The sequence below is a fragment of the Escherichia coli genome (assembly GCF_036503815.1).
GTDB classification, from domain to species: domain Bacteria; phylum Pseudomonadota; class Gammaproteobacteria; order Enterobacterales; family Enterobacteriaceae; genus Escherichia; species Escherichia coli_F.
This window is the reverse complement of record NZ_AP027766.1, coordinates 30,670-46,413: the sequence shown is the minus strand read 5'-3', so window position 1 is coordinate 46,413 and position 15,744 is coordinate 30,670. Positions and strand designations below refer to the sequence as shown.

The 15,744-nt window shown below is 52.3% G+C and carries 15 protein-coding genes and 2 pseudogenes; 6 read left to right on the top strand and 11 right to left on the bottom strand.

Annotation, left to right across the window (positions count from 1 at the left end; translation table 11 throughout):
• Nucleotides 1–56: 56 nt before the first annotated feature.
• From AABJ99_RS24615 to AABJ99_RS24580, 8 genes are read right to left on the bottom strand one after another with little or no spacing between them, the layout of a single operon-like run.
• Nucleotides 57–1,064: a type IV secretion system protein gene (locus AABJ99_RS24615; protein ID WP_032201037.1), complete on the bottom strand. Its 1,008-nt coding sequence runs from the start codon at nt 1,062–1,064 to the stop codon at nt 57–59.
• 17 nt (nt 1,065–1,081) lie between these two features.
• Nucleotides 1,082–1,366 carry an EexN family lipoprotein gene (locus AABJ99_RS24610; RefSeq protein WP_000769859.1) on the bottom strand — a complete coding sequence of 95 codons (285 nt, stop codon included), beginning with the start codon at nt 1,364–1,366 and terminating at the stop codon, nt 1,082–1,084.
• Nucleotides 1,367–1,377: 11 nt separating this feature from the next.
• The gene (locus tag AABJ99_RS24605) at nt 1,378–2,094 is read right to left on the bottom strand and encodes a type IV secretion system protein (RefSeq protein ID WP_000770034.1); all 717 of its coding nucleotides are present in this window, start codon (nt 2,092–2,094) and stop codon (nt 1,378–1,380) included.
• Nucleotides 2,095–2,112: 18 nt separating this feature from the next.
• Nucleotides 2,113–4,863 carry a VirB3 family type IV secretion system protein gene (locus tag AABJ99_RS24600; protein WP_032201036.1) on the bottom strand — a complete coding sequence of 917 codons (2,751 nt, stop codon included), beginning with the start codon at nt 4,861–4,863 and terminating at the stop codon, nt 2,113–2,115.
• 9 nt (nt 4,864–4,872) lie between these two features.
• The gene (locus tag AABJ99_RS24595; protein ID WP_000175462.1) at nt 4,873–5,172 is read right to left on the bottom strand and encodes a TrbC/VirB2 family protein; all 300 of its coding nucleotides are present in this window, start codon (nt 5,170–5,172) and stop codon (nt 4,873–4,875) included.
• A gap of 10 nt (nt 5,173–5,182) precedes the next feature.
• Nucleotides 5,183–5,845 carry a lytic transglycosylase domain-containing protein gene (locus AABJ99_RS24590; protein ID WP_000958205.1) on the bottom strand — a complete coding sequence of 221 codons (663 nt, stop codon included), beginning with the start codon at nt 5,843–5,845 and terminating at the stop codon, nt 5,183–5,185.
• Between the two features lie 2 nt (nt 5,846–5,847).
• A complete protein-coding gene (locus AABJ99_RS24585) occupies nt 5,848–6,063 on the bottom strand; it encodes a hypothetical protein (protein ID WP_001112907.1) in 216 nt (71 codons plus the stop codon).
• Entirely contained in the window at nt 6,056–6,364 is a 309-nt protein-coding gene (locus AABJ99_RS24580) for a hypothetical protein (RefSeq protein ID WP_064195765.1), read from the bottom strand. Before AABJ99_RS24580 ends, AABJ99_RS24585 begins: the two co-directional genes overlap by 8 nt.
• A 313-nt stretch (nt 6,365–6,677) precedes the next feature.
• Here AABJ99_RS24580 and AABJ99_RS24575 point away from each other — a divergent pair, with 313 nt between their 5' ends.
• Genes AABJ99_RS24575 through AABJ99_RS24560 form a run of 4 tightly spaced genes read left to right on the top strand, consistent with a single transcriptional unit; the run spans nt 6,678 to nt 10,775 of the window.
• On the top strand, nt 6,678–7,592 hold the full coding sequence (locus tag AABJ99_RS24575; RefSeq protein WP_000891983.1) for a helix-turn-helix domain-containing protein: 915 nt from the start codon (nt 6,678–6,680) through the stop codon (nt 7,590–7,592).
• A 3-nt stretch (nt 7,593–7,595) separates the two neighbouring features.
• Nucleotides 7,596–8,579, top strand: coding sequence for a hypothetical protein (locus tag AABJ99_RS24570; protein WP_032201035.1), 984 nt, complete (start codon nt 7,596–7,598; stop codon nt 8,577–8,579).
• Nucleotides 8,572–9,060 carry a molybdopterin-dependent oxidoreductase gene (locus AABJ99_RS24565; RefSeq protein ID WP_000238872.1) on the top strand — a complete coding sequence of 163 codons (489 nt, stop codon included), beginning with the start codon at nt 8,572–8,574 and terminating at the stop codon, nt 9,058–9,060. Before AABJ99_RS24570 ends, AABJ99_RS24565 begins: the two co-directional genes overlap by 8 nt.
• The gene (locus tag AABJ99_RS24560; RefSeq protein ID WP_000739198.1) at nt 9,057–10,775 is read left to right on the top strand and encodes an ATP-binding response regulator; all 1,719 of its coding nucleotides are present in this window, start codon (nt 9,057–9,059) and stop codon (nt 10,773–10,775) included. The genes AABJ99_RS24565 and AABJ99_RS24560 overlap by 4 nt, the downstream gene beginning before the upstream one ends.
• Nucleotides 10,776–11,633: 858 nt before the next feature.
• Here AABJ99_RS24560 and AABJ99_RS24555 read toward each other — a convergent pair.
• Nucleotides 11,634–11,991: pseudogene (locus AABJ99_RS24555) on the bottom strand (IS1 family transposase); the annotation flags it as partial.
• 191 nt (nt 11,992–12,182) lie between these two features.
• Between AABJ99_RS24555 and AABJ99_RS24550 the strand changes: the two are divergent.
• Nucleotides 12,183–13,160, top strand: a complete 978-nt coding sequence (locus AABJ99_RS24550; protein WP_000600827.1) for a tyrosine-type recombinase/integrase — start codon at nt 12,183–12,185, stop codon at nt 13,158–13,160.
• A gap of 47 nt (nt 13,161–13,207) precedes the next feature.
• Here AABJ99_RS24550 and AABJ99_RS24545 read toward each other — a convergent pair whose 3' ends face one another.
• Both AABJ99_RS24545 and AABJ99_RS24540 read right to left on the bottom strand, forming a co-directional pair.
• Complete coding sequence (locus AABJ99_RS24545; protein WP_001531263.1) at nt 13,208–13,471, bottom strand: hypothetical protein; 264 nt, start codon at nt 13,469–13,471, stop codon at nt 13,208–13,210.
• 34 nt (nt 13,472–13,505) lie between these two features.
• Nucleotides 13,506–15,257, bottom strand: a pseudogene (locus tag AABJ99_RS24540) (Tn3-like element TnAs1 family transposase); the annotation flags it as partial.
• Between the two features lie 3 nt (nt 15,258–15,260).
• Here AABJ99_RS24540 and AABJ99_RS24535 point away from each other — a divergent pair.
• Nucleotides 15,261–15,653: a cysteine hydrolase family protein gene (locus tag AABJ99_RS24535; protein WP_001351729.1), complete on the top strand. Its 393-nt coding sequence runs from the start codon at nt 15,261–15,263 to the stop codon at nt 15,651–15,653.
• Nucleotides 15,654–15,744: the final 91 nt, after the last annotated feature.

The window sequence follows — 15,744 nt, the reverse complement described above, 5'->3', positions numbered from 1 at the left end:
GACGTGACGAAGCCGCAGGACGCCGTTGCGGCGTCCCGCAGTTCAGTCAGACTGGGTTATCTCTGGTAGCGTTCCTGCATCCGCTGAACGGCGGCGCGGCTGCGGCTGCGCGCATCGCCGGTGGCGCGGGAGGCCGTGGAGGCAGACGAGGCCGTTGCGCTGCCGGTGCTGTTAAGGTTCTGTGAGGCTTTATCCCCCACCGCACCGGCTGCGGAGGAGGCGGATTGACGGGCTGAACCTACTCCCGACGCGGCAAGTGCCTGAGCGGCACCCTGTGCGGATGCACCGGCAAGCGCCTCGGCCAGCTTATAGGTCAGGACCATCACGGCGGCGGCACCCGCCGTGCCGAGGAAGACCTGAACGGCCAGAGTCAGGTAGTTGGCATCGGATGCTTTTGTGGCGCCCGCCAGGATGTAGTCCAGGTAATCCATTACCACCGTCAGGGCGATGCCGCTGAACAGGGATGTAAGGATGCAGCCCAGAATAATTCTGAGCCAGTTGCTGAACATATCCCGGAACCACGACCACATCAGGCAGTAGATAAAGATCGGGGCGGTCGCCAGCATCAGCAGCATCACCAGTTCGGCTATCAGGTTAATGATGGCCGTGATGCCTACCAGTAACATGACGCCTGCCCAGACCAGAAACTGCGCCAGAGTGCCTTTTAGAGCGACATAGGTTGAATCATCATAAGAGTAAAGCTTCTCCCCAAGTGCTTGAGCCTTTTCCCAGACGGTATCCAGCCGCGCCCAGATCGACGCGTCGCCGCTGAATCCGTCCCGCAGGCCGGTGATGGCATCCGAAACCAGATCGAGATAGCCTCCGGCGTTGGTGACGAAAATCATGATGATGAGCATCCGGCTCACGTCCCACACGATCTCCTCGAAGGGGCGGACTAGCTTGCCTGCCATCGTCTGGTAGGCGCGCCACGTGATGTACAGCGAGAGCACCGCGATGGAGAACAGGTGTGCCATCCACCCCCCCGTATCGGCGGCCACGCTGGTGAGCACGCTGTCAAACCCCTCCATGATGTGGCTGTTTAATCCGACGAATATTCCACTCATGGTGCGTTCTCCTGTCGCTAATTCAGGTCAGCAATAGGCTCTTGCACGCGAGCTTTATCAAGGTCTTTCAGGATTTGCTTATATCCTTCGGCAACATCAGGTTTAGCTTTTTCACGGTGAAGGGCGGAGCGTGCATTCTGGCAATCGGTGGGCACAAAATTATGATTAAAAATGCACTCCCTGTATTTCGCCAGCATGTCGTCATGGTGTGCCATATACCAGTCTACGGAGGTTTTATCCTCGCAGCCAGTAAGCGCGGCCACTGAGGCCAGAACAATAAAGGTCAGTGTCTTCAGTTTCATGGGGTCACCTGTTAGTTAAGGTCTGCGATTGGAGCTGTGCGCATTTGCTCGGCCTGCGCCTTTCGGCGTTGTTCGGCAAGCAGCTGGTTGCGCATCTCACTTTGTTTGACCGACATTTCCCATTGAGTGGTCAGGGCGTTCAGCTGGATACTCCGCGCGGACACTACGTTCGCCAGATCCTGCGATTCTTTACTGTCCTTCGCATTCTCGATGCGACTGGCGAGATTACTAATATCGCTCAGCGTGTCGGAAATTTTTTCCTGGATGTCAGAAGTGTCCTCGACGGACACCGCCTGATTGAGGAGCATCTGTTTGCAGCTATCCCGGTACGCCTCGCTGGCGTTCTCCGGGCAGTTGTCGAACAGTTTGTATTTGTCATACAGCCTGTTTAGTTCCCCAGCATAAGACCCGCCTGAGCCGGTTAACAGATCGTTTAAGGAAATCCCCCTGTTTTTCAGATTTTTAATGTCAGCCGTCAGGTTTTTTGCCTGATTCAGGAATGCCTGGACGTCCCGAATACCGGTGGCCGTTGCCAGCTGTTGTTTATAAGCGTTCATCTGCGACTGATAATGTTGAACCGTCTGCTGCCACTGCTGGAGCTTCTCCGCCCACTGCTGGATGTTGCTGGCGTTGGCTACTTCATCAAAAACGGGAATACCGGCCTGAGCCGGGACGTGAAAGAGACACAAGGCGACGGTCAGCGCCGTCAGGGTGGTTTTCAGTTTCATGGTGTTATCCTTTTGTGATTAAACGGCACGTCTCAGCATTTCGTCTTTCCAGTCTTCCGGCTTCATACCCTCCTGCCAGATCTCGTCAAAAATTTTCAGGTTGTCCGCACTGGCGCTGAGCAGCTTCGTGTAGCGACCTAGCCCGGAGAGGTCGAGGGTGATTTGTGCGATATACGGGCGCACGTCACCACGCCGCAGCGGAGATTTCATGATCACCATCTGGCGGGCGTAGGGGTCGAGGGTGGTCACGATGTCGTAAACCGCTTTCGGCACCCGCAGCATGTCCACGTAGTCGTACTCCTTCGCCTGCTGGTTCGCCATGAAGATGCGGGTACTACACTGCTCGATAATGGCCGCCGAGATCTCGTGCTTGCACATCTCCTCCGGCGACTGCGTGGCCGGGAAGAAAATGCCGTTGAGCTTTCGAATGACCTTCAGCATGTCGAGGGCGAATTTTGAAAACTCCGGGTCCTGAAGCCATTTCCAGAATTCATCCATGAAAATGACCAGGCGGCGGCCATCGAGGAGGCTGGTCACGCGGTAGAGCAGGTAGAAGGTGAGCGGGCTGCGCACGTCTTTGTCGTTCAGGAACTCCGTGCCGTCGATGCCGAAATTATCAATATTGTCGATATCAAAGGTGTCCACGTCATTATCAAACACCCAGCCAAACTCCCCGCCCTGCGCCCACTGCTGGAGACGGATGCGCAGCCCGTTCATCCGTGCGTCCTTCGTCGGGGCTTCATGCAGCACTTCCAGCATGCGGGTGATGCCGTTGCGACGAAGCTCAGGCGGGTAGTCCAGCATGATGGTGTCCACTGCCTCGCTGAGGCGTTCTTCATCGCGCGGGTCGAGCGGTTTGCCGTCCCTTGTGCACATCATTCGCATCAGCTTCTTGAGGAAGTTGCGGTTACGTTTCGTTGGAGCGAGCGCAAACGGGTTAAGGCCGGTCTTCTCGCCTGAACGGAAACGGAAGTACGAGCCGCCCTGGAGGCGTATCGACATTTCCGCCGAACGGTCTTTATCAAAGACCACCGAGGTGAAGCGCTTTTTCGTCGCCCCCGGCGCAAACGACTCAGGACGCCGGTATTTCTGCATCAGATGCTGGAACATCATCAGCAGGGTCGATTTCCCCGTCCCGGTACTGCCGAGCAGCATGGTGTTACCCGGCGGCTTCTCGCTGAACTCGTCAACATCGGCCTGGCTGTTGTGCAGATTCACGTACTGACATCCCCCGGACGGGGTCGGAACAACGGCAATCGCCTCCCCCCAGGCATTCCCGTCCCGCTTGTGCGGGTGAAAGTTGTGAAACGACACCATTTCGGCGTAGTTGAGGCTGCTCACCGGCACCAGACGCGGGCGCAGGTGATACACACCCGGCAACTGCGCGAGATACGCCGCCGACAGCGACTCGCGGGACAGGGTCATGATGAAACCGAGATCCTTCAGGGTATCCGCCAGGGTGTTGGTGTCCCGGATAACCTGCTCGCTGGTTGGGGCGCTGACAATAAGCGTCTGGTGATATTTCCCGAATGAAATAATGCCGGACTGAAGCATGTCGCGGGCGACCTTCAGGTCTTCCTGCTGGGAGATCGCATCATCCTCGGCAGACTTCAGGCGTTTCTCGATGGTGCGGATGCAGCCCCGCGCTTCATCCTTACCCATGCAGGTATAGGACTGCGTGAACACGTACCGGCAGCGGGCATAAAGAAGCGAGTCATACAGCCCGGTGATGGTTTCAGTGCTGTAATCCTTGATTTCCAGCCCGCGAAAGTAGCTCTGGCCGTCGGTGTGGCTGACCTGGCCAATGTCGGTGGAAGGGAAAATATCCGTGCCGCCCAGCACGTCATAAAACGGCGTGCGGGTGACGCGGACTTTCTGCCACCTGCCGGTGATCAGAAAGTTGTAAAACGCCAGCTGGGAGGAGAACACGTGCCCGTTCTCCTCATAAGTGCCAAGCGGCCGCGCCGCGTAGCGTGACAGCGCCGTGCCAATCGCTTGCCGGTGCTCCTGCATCACCTGCAGGGCATTGTCGAGCAGGGTTTTACGTTCGCCCAGGGACTTCTGTTTCATGGTCGCCCGCTCAATGCCGGTGTGCGGATTGAAGCAGACGGTGAAGAAGAGGCGACGCTGGTAGAAAGGTTTGCCCTCGCGGGAGGCGTAAAACAGACGCGCGATTTCATCTGAAAACGGAATCCCGGATTCACATTCAAGCGTGTCGGTAAATTCGTCGCTCACCAGATGGGTATAGAAGGTAACGGGTAGCCCCTCAAAGGAGCGGATAACGTTGTTGAGCTGCATGTCCAGGGTGGCGAGGTAATGTTCATCCTCGCATTCAAAAATGATACCGCCGATCTCCCAGGTGCTGACAAAGTCACCTTTTTTGTTCTTCACCACCTGCTCGTGCAGGTGGGAAGACCAGGGGAGATAGCGGGACAGCGGGATACTCTCGTTGAGCCGCATATGTTTTATAAACTCCGTAACGTCTATGGCGTCGTACTGGTTTGCGACAAGCGCCTTTGTCCCGAAATGCCGGGTCGCCGCGCGGTTGCCACGCGTTTTAAACGCCAGCAACTTCAGGTCAAAGAAATGAATGTCCTCTTTTGCCAGCCGTCTCAGCTCGATAAAGGCAGGTATGAGAAGCAGGAGAAGCCAGTAAAAACGTGACCAGACGGCCGCCAGGGTAAGGATGCACAGGGTGAACAGCAGGGGGACAAGCGGGACCCCCCACAGCGCCGCCGGTCGGGTCAGCGCCTTGTTGAGGATGGTCATGCTGCCTCCTTAGGCGGCGAAGTAGGCACCGAACCCGGACGCCCCGGCGAGCAGGACACCCGCCCAGAACACGCGCTGGAGATCGTGCCAGGCCTTGCCGTCAACAAGCATCTTGTAGGCGATAAAGGCCACCGCACAGCTGATAGTGACGACTGACATACCAGTTAGGCCGAGGAAGACCCAGTTAATGGCGTCACTGCCTTTCTGAAATGCCTGGTCAGCGCTGGCCGCCATTGCTGGAACAGCAGACAGGGCGGAAAATGCGGCAATCAGGCGGGTTGCAGCGGTTTTGATAGTACGTAAAGTCATGATCTCTTCCTTAATCAGAAGACACAGCGAGGCCGCCGCGCACGACATGTGGCGGATAAGCAGCGATGCTGGTCGGGGTGGTGTCGGGTGCCGGAATTACGCCGCGTATGACGCTATCCGGGTAAACAGTGTTGTCGGACGGGACGGCAGGCGCTTCCCCGGATGAGGGAGATGCTGTCTGCTGTTCTGCCCGCGTTGAGGGCACAACGTAGCCAATACGCTGTACGTAGCTTGTGTTGCCGAACGCGCTTTCCGGGCGCTGGCCGGTTTCAAAGTTGCCTGAGTAATAGCAGCTCAGGGCGCGCTGTAATGTTCCTCCTCGTTGATAGCAGTCGGTGATGATTTTCGCGGCAACAGTCATGTTGTCACAGGGGTTAAACATGGATTCGGCGCTTACGCCGAACTGCGGGAAGTTGGTGCTGGTTATCTGCATCAGCCCTACTGAATAACGGTGCTTTTTCTGCTTTATGGCCTCCACAATTTTTAGCGCCTCGTCTTTCGACGAAGGCAGATGAGAAATCACGCGGCTCCTGCCGCCCTTTACCGGGACAATCTCAGCGATGGCATATGGATTTAAGCCGGATTCGGTGCGGGTGATGTCGTGGATGGTATCGGGGTGAACGGCGGGAGCACACTGCATTGCGAGCTGAAACAACGCGGCAGTGGTTAACATAGTCAGTCCTTTCTGTAGAGCAGTACCTTACCGGTGGCACAGTCCGGGTTGATAAATAACTGAATGTCGCCCTGGCTGTTAGCTTGGGCAACACCGATTTTTGTAAGCGTCATTGCCAGCCGATCACCCTTCACCGAATACACGTTGTGCGTGTACTCGGTCATGGGGGTGAATACGGCTTCAAGCAGTGAGGCCGGAGCAGGCGTGATGTCAGGCATTACATTTCCTATTTTCCAGCAGTGAGGTGATTGCATCGATACGTCGCAGCCTGTCGGCAATAAGTACGGATACATCGGATTTTTTGAGTCCCTGCGCTTTCACAGTCAGGGTAGTGATTTCTGCCCGCAGGGCTGCCCGTTCAATTAGCAATTCTCGGACGTTATCCGGCAGCTCCCTGAGCGACCAGGTGCCATTAATGGCACGCGTGATACGGTCACGGGAGGAGCGTAGCGGCGGCTTGCCGAGAGTTGAATAAGGATTCTGACGCAGCGCCTTACGGCGGATGGTTTGCATGCTCATGGCTGTTTCTCCTGGGTATGAGTAAGCCACCCGCGTGCGGTGCACAGTGGGAGACAGGGAAGGATTAAACGGGAGGCTTAACGATACAGAGGAGTGAGAGTGTTACCCATTACAGGCGCGGCACGTCATCTCTTTACGCAGTCACAGAAAACACCTCCTTATCCTGACCGGGGAACGCCGCTGCTAGGTTATTAAAGAGCTAATGATTTGATTAATACAATAGTGCTTATAAGTTGGGTATTCAATAAAATTATAACTTATAGTATCGATTTAAGAATGATTCCAATTTTTAGGACTTTTTCAGCTGTGTAAAATGTTGGAGATGTTTGAAAAAATTGAAAAAAAATACTGGCAGGATAAAATCAAGAAAATCTCCAAATTCAGAGTAATAAAAATGCAAGATCTCGATGATGCAAAAGTGATAGAGGTACTGGCGAAGGTATTGACCAAAAAAGGTATTTCCAAGGTAAAGCACAATAGTTACATAAGTAAGGTGCTACAGATCACTACATCAGCGGGCTATAAGAAGTTGAATGGTGCGACCAAGTGGGAGGTTCAGCAACTCATAAAAGTAGTCCAATCCGTTGGCATGGATATGATTGAGTTTTTCCGTATTTATTATGAGGATAATAAAGAAATTCAAGATGCGATCTGGAACGATGGCCGCAGTGAACACTCTTGTAAGGTATGCCTCTATCCTGAAGGTTCGGAAGTAAACACAGAATACTCAGCACTGAAAGTAGCTGACCAATGGAACATTTTTCCGACAAATGATTTAAAAGATGAACTGCTTTATGAATCAAAACGAAGCATAGAAAGTATTGTCATAAATCCAAAGGTAATTAGCAGCACTAAGTATCGAATTGCACTACTTGATGACGATGCTAATATCACCGAAAGCTTAAAAGAAATCCTTTCGAACGATTATTATCAAGTAGATACTTATGATAACTTGAAAAAACTTACTCAAGCTGTCGCAACAAATCCGTATGACGCATATGTTTTGGACTGGATCATCGGTGATGAAACAAGCTTTAAGTTGGTTAAAGCTATAAGGTCGTCAAAAAATAAAAATGCAATGATAATCGTTCTTACAGGTCAACTATCTGGTATAAAAGATGATGAAATTGTAAAGTCAATTCATGATTATGACATTGTGGGACCATACGAAAAGCCGATTAAATCAGGCATCATCAAATCTAACATTGAAAAATATTTCGCCAGATAGATTATGAGAAATTTACTTGAATATTCCGGTAGCTTGATAAGTAACGATAGTTTGATCGTAGCACCTTACGATTGTCAGAAGCTAAGCTATGAAAATATTTTACCATTAAACAATGGTCTTATAAAAAACTGGAATATACAAAAATTCTCAAGTGATTACTCTGAAATAGAACACCTAAATGTGATCAATGGCATGGGAGTGACATTAGGTGATTCTATCGTCGGGATTTCTGTGCTGTCAGCAATCAAAAAAAAGAATCCCAAGATTAAAATTAAGCTTATTCGACCGGAGACTGCACCGTCATATGTTGAGGAACTGTATGAATTAGCATCCTCGGTTATAGATGAGCTTCATTACATGCCTTTTCATATTCAGAAATTGCCTTGTACTGCATTGAATATTGATGTGGGAAATCAGCTATATTCTCCAGATTTCCATATTATGGAAATGCATGATTATTTTATCCAAGGTCTTGGCGTGAAACTTGATGATGTTAACCATAATGAGCTATCTAATAAATGGTTAGGCAATATTGATCTCGGAGCGCCAGTTTTTGAAAACTACACACTTTTTGCACCTATTGCTAGCACAAAAATAAGAAGTATACCGTCGAAGTTCTATTATGACATAGTTGATATGCTTTCTAGGCGCGAAGGAAAAACGGTACTAGGTTTCGTGGATGTGAATCATAAAAATTATATTAACATATCAAAGTATTCACCCCATACGAAAGATTTCATAGCGCTAATTAAGTATGCTAGCAACGTTTATACTTGTGACTCCTCTGCATTGCATATAGCCGCTGGATTTGGTGTACCTACTGAATGCGTGTTTAATACAATACCGCCAGAATTAAGAACAAAGTATTACAGTAAGTGTAAGTCGATTTATGTTGGGAATAAAAGATTAGAAAAAATTCAGAGTAGTGAAGATTTCCAACTGGTTAAAATGGTGGAAAATAATTACAGGGAGTATCTTTATGGTTAAAATAATATCATTCTTATCCCTAATGCTTTTGTCAATTAGTGCATATAGCAATATTGGGGATATAGTTATAGATGGTTCAATCGCTAATGCTAACAGTGATAAAGGTTATGTGATTACTGAAAAGCAGTTTGATTCGTTCCCACGGGATACCATCGTAACGACAACACCTTGGACGCCAACCGGTAAAAAAGTAAAATTCAAGGGCGTCGACCTAAGTTATGTTTTAAAACTCGCTGGCGCTAATGGAGCAAAGCTAAAATTCCATGCTCTGAATGATTATGAAATCATTGTAGACATGAATGACGTTGAAAAATATAACATTTTATTGGCTACAGAAATGGATGGAAAAAGGCTTCAAATAAGGGATTTTGGACCTTATTTTTTGGTATATCCTTTAGATGAACATTATATTGAGCTTAACACGCCACACTATCTTGCACGGTTCATTTGGCAGATAGACAAAATTACGGTGCTCAAATGAAAAAAAATTTCTTTATCATTTTGGTTGCTCTGCTTTTGTTGATAGCATTCACTGTGTCTAGTGTTGTTAAGTACACCAGTCTTTTATCGGAGAAAAATTTATACACCGTCGCTGGCACCCAAGAAAACTACGGTTTCTCAGTGGCAAAATTCATTATACAGTTGAATGAGCTTTACACGCTAATCAATAGCGATAATACTATTGACGATGTTAGGCTTAAATTCGATATCCTTTATTCTCGTTTGAATGTTATTTATGTAAAGAGTGAGGCGACTGCACCTCTATATAAACAGCAAGGCTATGAAGAAACAATTGATTCGATAAACAAAAAGCTTGAAGACATAGACGGGCTGCTTTCGCATAATCACCCTGATTATAAAAAAATAAGTACAATCATAGCTGATATAAAACCGCTAACTAAAACCGTTACAAATCTTGCTGATATGGCTGAAATAGCACAAAGGAATGACGCTCTTAAAGATTTCAGGAGCAAACGTCAGCAGTTATGGACTCTGCTTTTTATTACAGGTGGGTTGATTTCCTTACTTCTTTTTGTCCTATTTATTTACATAAGTAAAATTAACCGATTGTTACTATCAGAACGGGCTGCTTTTGCCAGTAAAAATGCATTTTTAGGTATGGTAGGCCATGAACTCAGAACATCTTTACAGGCAATAGTGTCTATCATTGATGTCGTAACCAATAATCTGAGTGGAGGGATTAAATCTGGTCAGATAGAACGACTTGAAACTGCTGTTTCGAAAATGGAGCGCCAGTTAAATGATTTGGCTGAATTTGCAAAAATTGACAACGGATCTGTAGAGATAAAAAACACCTATAATAGCTTGCAAGCAATTGTTACTAACGCTGTGCAGGATTGCATTGCTATTTATGAAAAAAAGGATGTCACAGTTAAAATAAAAAACAATAATGATGCAGTGATTTTTACAGATGCTCTACGCCTTAATCAAGTAATTGAAAACTTAACCAGTAACGCTATTAAGTACACTGAGCGCGGGGAAGTTAATGTAGATTACTTTATAGAAAAAGGTAAGGTATTAAATATTGTCATTTCTGATACCGGAAAGGGAATCCCTAAAGACAAACTAAAGTTCATATTTAAACCATTTACACGAGTTGTAGATTCGAAATCCACTGTACCTGGATTTGGGATGGGACTTGCTATTGTTGCAGGGATAATCAGACTATTAAAAGGTACTATTCATATATCTAGTGAAGTAAATGTAGGTACAACTGTTACAGTGAGAATACCTATCAAGTTGGGAGATAGCAGCCTTGCAACAGCTGAGGTATCTGCTTCAGCTCCCGGAGATGTCTTCGGCGTTCTTAGCTTGCTTGTTATTGATGATAATGAAATGGCCTGTTCGTCTCTTTCCAGTCTGCTTACTAATGCTGGATACATTGTCGAGGCTACAACCTCGCCTGAACGAGCCCTGGAAAAGCTTCTGCGTAAACCTTATGACGTTGTCCTGAGTGATTTACAAATGCCAGGCATGACAGGTGATGAGCTGTATGCAACTGTTAGTAGCAGTCAGAATCCTAATCGATCCACGCCTTTCATATTCATCAGCGCATACAGTGATGCACACTCTATCGGACAGGCTCCTTTGTTAACTAAACCTGTCAGGTTAAAAGATATAAACCTTAAAATACATGAGGTTATGTCAAATCAAGGACGAGTCAAAAGTGAGTAGGCATTGTCGTAATATTTGCGATTATAGCTTTGGTGTTCTCGATCGTTGCGAATTTTGAAAATTTGTGGAGTCAAATGGCGCCGAAAGCCCGGCGTAGCCGGTTACCTGGCTATAAACTCTGCCACCCTACCCCCTGCCCTGATTAGCCTTAACCCGCTTACAGCAATGAAGAAGTAAAAGTAATCCCTTTTAACCCCGGTGAGCGGGCTTTACGGCGTTTACGACGTAAAGGGCGTGATTTCCGGGGCCTTAGCGGCGGCAGCTTGCTGCTGACGCTTAGGGGGATGTTCTTCAGTTATTTCAGCGACACCAGGGAACTTAACACGGTAGTTGCAAAGCTATACCCGCTAAAAATGTCTCAGATGCCTCTGTACGCGGTCGGAGTGGTCCCGGCAAGGCGTCAGCCGCAGCCGGGGCGTATCTCCGCGTTAGCGGGCCGAAGGGCCGCTTACGAGCGTGTACCCGACAACTGACCGCAGCTCCACCCACAGCGATGAAGAAGAGTAGTTACAACACCCATCATTAAAAGCGACACTACTCCCGGCCTTCGGCCGGGGGCGGCGGCGCTTTTCAGTGGTGGGGAGGGGCACCCGGCCGGCAAACCGGCGCCGGTTTTATGATGAGCTTTCTTTTGAATGCTGTAACTAATTTGGTTCTCCGGTCGGGGCCCTTCGCGAAGCGATGGGAGCTCTTTCTGATGTTGCCGAACCGGCGCGACCGTCAGGTCGCTGCAAGAGCGGGCATTCTCCGGAGCCTGTCCACAGGGTAGGCGATGAAGAGGTTATGTGTTTACAGGATTTATTAAAGGATCTTTAAAAGAGATACAGAACTGGTGTTTAAAAGGAACTACGCGCCCTGAAAGACCGACGGCAGGCTCAGAAGATGCTCCAGCGTGGCCATAGTACGTTCACCGAAGACGTGTGCAACAACCGTCCTCCGTATCCTGTCATACGCGTAAAACAACCAGCGCTGGCGTGATTTAGCGCCGACGTAACCCCACTGTTCGTCCATTTCCGCGCAAACAATGACGTCACTGCCCGGTTGTATGCGTGAGTTTACCGACTGCGGCCTGAGAGGCGGTGTAAGTGAACTGTAGCTGCCATGTTTTACGGCAGTGAGAGCAGAGATAGCGCTGATGTCCGGCAGTACTTTTACCGTTACGCACCACGCCTTCAGTAGCTGAGCAGGAGGGACAACTGATGGAGATGGAAGCCACGGGAGCACCTCAAAACCACCATCATACACTAAATCAGTAAGTTGGCAGCATCACCGTAATCGTACAGCTAAGAACAAGTGCTTCAAGTCTACTTATTAAAATGTACCTTTGAAAAAGTAGACTTTCTGCGGTACGCTCTGACAGTAAGTTTGCCCCCGATTTTTTACGCAGCGCGCCGGACGGAGCCCGACATGATCCTGATTCCCGATGACGAACCGGAGCTGAGTCTGCCCGCAGCCAGTGAGGAATTCCTGCCGGCGCTGTCAGGTGAGAATGCCCCGGTCAGCCCGGCCCGGGCCTACCTGCTTTCACTCAATTCCCACCGCAGCCGGCAGACCATGGCCTCGTTCCTGAACATCGTCGCCGTTATGCTCGGAGCTGCCTCCCTGGAGTCCTGCAGCTGGGGCAGCCTGCGGCGCCATCACGTGATGGCCGTGACCGAACTGCTGCGCGACACCGGCCGGGCCACCGCCACCGTCAACACCTATCTTTCGGCACTCAAGGGCGTGGCGAAGGAAGCCTGGATGCTCCGGCTCATGGATGTGGAGAGCTTCCAGCATATCCGGGCGGTCCGTAACCTGCGCGGCAGTCGGCTGCCCAGCGGTCGGGCGCTGCCCCAGGGGGAGATCCGCGCCCTGTTTGCCGTCTGTGAAGCCGATCGCAGCTGCCTCGGGGCGCGGGATGCAGCGATGCTGGCGGTCATTCTCGGCTGCGGCCTGCGACGATCCGAAGTAGTGAGCCTGGATTTGCGTGACGTTGTCACTCAGGACCGTGCGCTTAGAGTGCTGGGTAAGGGAAACAAGGAGCGACTGGCATATGTCCCGGCCGGTGCCTGGCAGCGGCTGCAGATCTGGATCGATGAGATCCGGGGCGAGACCCCGGGCCCGCTGTTCACACGCATCCGTCGTTTCGGGGATGTGACTCTAAACCGGCTAACCGACCAGGCGGTGTACCATATCCTGCAGGTGCGCCAGGGTCAGGCCGGCATCACGAAATGTTCTCCACACGATCTGAGGCGAACCTTCGCCACCGCGATGCTGGATAACGGGGAGGATTTAATTACCGTGAAGGATGCGATGGGCCACGCGAGCGTCACCACCACCCAGCAGTATGACCGTCGCGGGGAGCAACGCCTGCAGGACGCGCGGGATAGACTCAACCTTATTTAGGGCTAAGTAAACACAAACAAGGGGGCTGTACCCCCTCTAATTTTACATTAACACGATACTCGACAGACTTTCCCAGTCGTAGTCAGCAACCATCGCCCGATGGAGGCTGGGATAAATGCTGACAGCCCGACGTGAAGCAAAAGGCTCTCGCCGCTGGCATGGCTTAATGTCGCGGTCCCCTCAATCACTAACACAATTTCAGCGCTGGATGTCATTACCGTTTGATTGTTCACCGCAGTGAAAATACTGAAATGGAAATCCTCAACAGGAATAGGATAGCGCGCTTCTGCGGCGTGCTGTTCCGGTAACATAGGGGAGCCCGCAGAATTCGGAAAAAATCGTACGCTAAGGTTTTCCGGGCATCCGTAAGGGCCGAAACTTCCCGTCTTCCAGTCTGCGGCTCTGCCGCCAGACGTAATCGCCGGTTAGGTTGATGTGCTCCCAGCCCAGCGGCGACAGGAATTGCAGCAGCTCGCCGTCCACCGGCTTGCCGGCCTCGACCAACCCCTGGGTGGCGCGTTCCAGGTACACCGTGTTCCACAGCACGATAGCCGCCGTCACCAGGTTGAGGCCGCTGGCCCGGTAGCGCTGCTGCTCGAAGCTCCGATCCCTGATTTCCCCAAGGCGGTTGAAGAACACCGCCCTGGCCAGCGAGTTGCGCGCCTCACCTTTGTTCAGGCCGGCATGCACGCGGCGGCGCAGTTCAACACTTTGCAGCCAGTCCAGGATGAACAGCGTGCGCTCGATCCGGCCCAGCTCGCGCAGGGCCACGGCCAGTCCGTTCTGGCGCGGGTAGCTGCCGAGCTTGCGCAGCATCAGCGAGGCGGTGACGGTGCCCTGCTTGATCGAGCTGGCCAGGCGCAGGATGTCGTCCCAGTGGGCACGCACGTGCTTGATGTTCAGGGTGCCGCCGATCAGCGGGCGCAACGTCGGGTAGGCTTGCACGCCCTGCGGCACGTACAGCTTGGTTTCGCCGAGGTCGCGGATGCGCGGCGCGAAGCGGAAGCCTAGCAGGTGCATCAGGGCAAAGACGTGATCGGTGAAGCCGGCCGTGTCGGTGTAGTGCTCCTCGATCCGCAGGTCGGACTCGTGGTACAGCAGGCCGTCGAGCACATAGGTGGAATCGCGGACGCCGACATTCACCACGCGGGTGCTGAACGGCGCGTACTGGTCGGAGATATGGGTATAGAACAGCCGTCCCGGCTCGCTACCGTACTTCGGGTTGACGTGCCCGGTGCTCTCGCCCCGGCCACCCGCGCGGAAGCGCTGGCCATCGGAGGATGAGGTCGTGCCGTCGCCCCAGTGGGCGGCAAAGGCGTGGCGATACTGGTGGTTGACCAGCTCGGCCAAGGCCGCCGAATAGGTTTCGTCGCGGATGTGCCAGGCTTGCAGCCAGGACAGCTTGGCGTAGGTCAGGCCGGGGCTCGACTCGGCCATCTTGGTCAGCCCGAGGTTGATCGCATCACCGAGGATTGCGGACAGCAGCAACGTCCTGTCTTTGGCCTCGGCCCCGTCCTTCAAGTGGGTGAAGTGGCGGCTGAAGCCCGTCCAGTCGTCCACGTCCATCAGCAGTTCGGTGATCTTGATGCGCGGCAGTAACTGGCTGGTTTGGTCGATCAGCGCCTGCGCCCGATCCGGCACCGCCGCATCCAGCGGGGTGATTTTCAGCCCTGACTCGGTGAGGATGGCATCGGGCAGCTCGTTGTCCTTGGCCAGGCGGGTGACGGTGGCCAACTGCTCGTCCAGCAGCTGCAAACGCTCTTCCAGGTACTGGTCGCTGTTCGGGTTGATCGCCAGGGGCAGGGCCTGCTCGCGCTTGAGTGCGGCGAACTTCTCGGCCGGCAGCAGGTAGTCGTCGAAGTCGCGGAACTGCCGCGAGCCCTTGACCCAGATGTCGCCGGAGCGCAGGGCGTTCTTCAGCTCGGACAGGGCGCAGATTTCGTAGAATTTCCGGTCGAGGCCTTCCGGGGTGATCACCAGCGGCTTCCAGCGCGGCTTGATGAAGGCCGTGGGTGCATCGGCCGGCACCTTGCGCAGGTTGTCGGCGTTCATCTCACGCAGGGTCTGCACGGCTGCCAGCACGCCTTGCGCGGCCGGCCCGTGCTGTTCCCCAACTTTTCGCTCGGCGAAGAGTATGAACATGCGCCGCCGGCGACGAATCGCCAAATCTCACCGTATCTCCCGAGCGGACGATTTCGCACCGGTCTGCCCGTCGAAGGGCTTGCGATCGAACGGGGCGACCTTTTCTATGCATGTCCGCGAGCCAGCGTCTTTTATGGCACGGCGCTCGACGCCGACCTTCGGACGCGCGGCGTAAGCACGCTTGTCATGGCCGGGATAAGCACCACCGGCGTTGTTCTTTCAAGCGTCGCCTGGGCTAGTGATGCGGACTACGACGTGCGTTTGGTCCAGGACTGCTGCTACGACCCGGATCGGGATGCCCACGAAGCTCTGTTGCGTTCCGGGTTCGGCGGACGTGTACAGGTCGTGTAATTTTCGGGCCTCGCATGATCGCGGCCATAGCCGCAGGTGGATTGGTGCGAGGCAGGGCCAGTCCAAGTCAGGGTGCGGTCATCGCGGCGCC

Coding starts and splice junctions, on each gene's coding strand:
- AABJ99_RS24615 (WP_032201037.1), bottom strand. CDS start 1,064: ATGAGTGGAATATTCGTCGGATTAAACAGCCACATCATGGAGGGGTTT.
- AABJ99_RS24575 (WP_000891983.1), top strand. CDS start 6,678: ATGTTGGAGATGTTTGAAAAAATTGAAAAAAAATACTGGCAGGATAAA.
- AABJ99_RS24590 (WP_000958205.1), bottom strand. CDS start 5,845: ATGTTAACCACTGCCGCGTTGTTTCAGCTCGCAATGCAGTGTGCTCCC.
- AABJ99_RS24610 (WP_000769859.1), bottom strand. CDS start 1,366: ATGAAACTGAAGACACTGACCTTTATTGTTCTGGCCTCAGTGGCCGCG.
- AABJ99_RS24545 (WP_001531263.1), bottom strand. CDS start 13,471: ATGTTACCGGAACAGCACGCCGCAGAAGCGCGCTATCCTATTCCTGTT.
- AABJ99_RS24595 (WP_000175462.1), bottom strand. CDS start 5,172: ATGACTTTACGTACTATCAAAACCGCTGCAACCCGCCTGATTGCCGCA.
- AABJ99_RS24600 (WP_032201036.1), bottom strand. CDS start 4,863: ATGACCATCCTCAACAAGGCGCTGACCCGACCGGCGGCGCTGTGGGGG.
- AABJ99_RS24580 (WP_064195765.1), bottom strand. CDS start 6,364: ATGAGCATGCAAACCATCCGCCGTAAGGCGCTGCGTCAGAATCCTTAT.
- AABJ99_RS24605 (WP_000770034.1), bottom strand. CDS start 2,094: ATGAAACTGAAAACCACCCTGACGGCGCTGACCGTCGCCTTGTGTCTC.
- AABJ99_RS24570 (WP_032201035.1), top strand. CDS start 7,596: ATGAGAAATTTACTTGAATATTCCGGTAGCTTGATAAGTAACGATAGT.
- AABJ99_RS24560 (WP_000739198.1), top strand. CDS start 9,057: ATGAAAAAAAATTTCTTTATCATTTTGGTTGCTCTGCTTTTGTTGATA.
- AABJ99_RS24565 (WP_000238872.1), top strand. CDS start 8,572: ATGGTTAAAATAATATCATTCTTATCCCTAATGCTTTTGTCAATTAGT.
- AABJ99_RS24585 (WP_001112907.1), bottom strand. CDS start 6,063: ATGCCTGACATCACGCCTGCTCCGGCCTCACTGCTTGAAGCCGTATTC.
- AABJ99_RS24550 (WP_000600827.1), top strand. CDS start 12,183: ATGATCCTGATTCCCGATGACGAACCGGAGCTGAGTCTGCCCGCAGCC.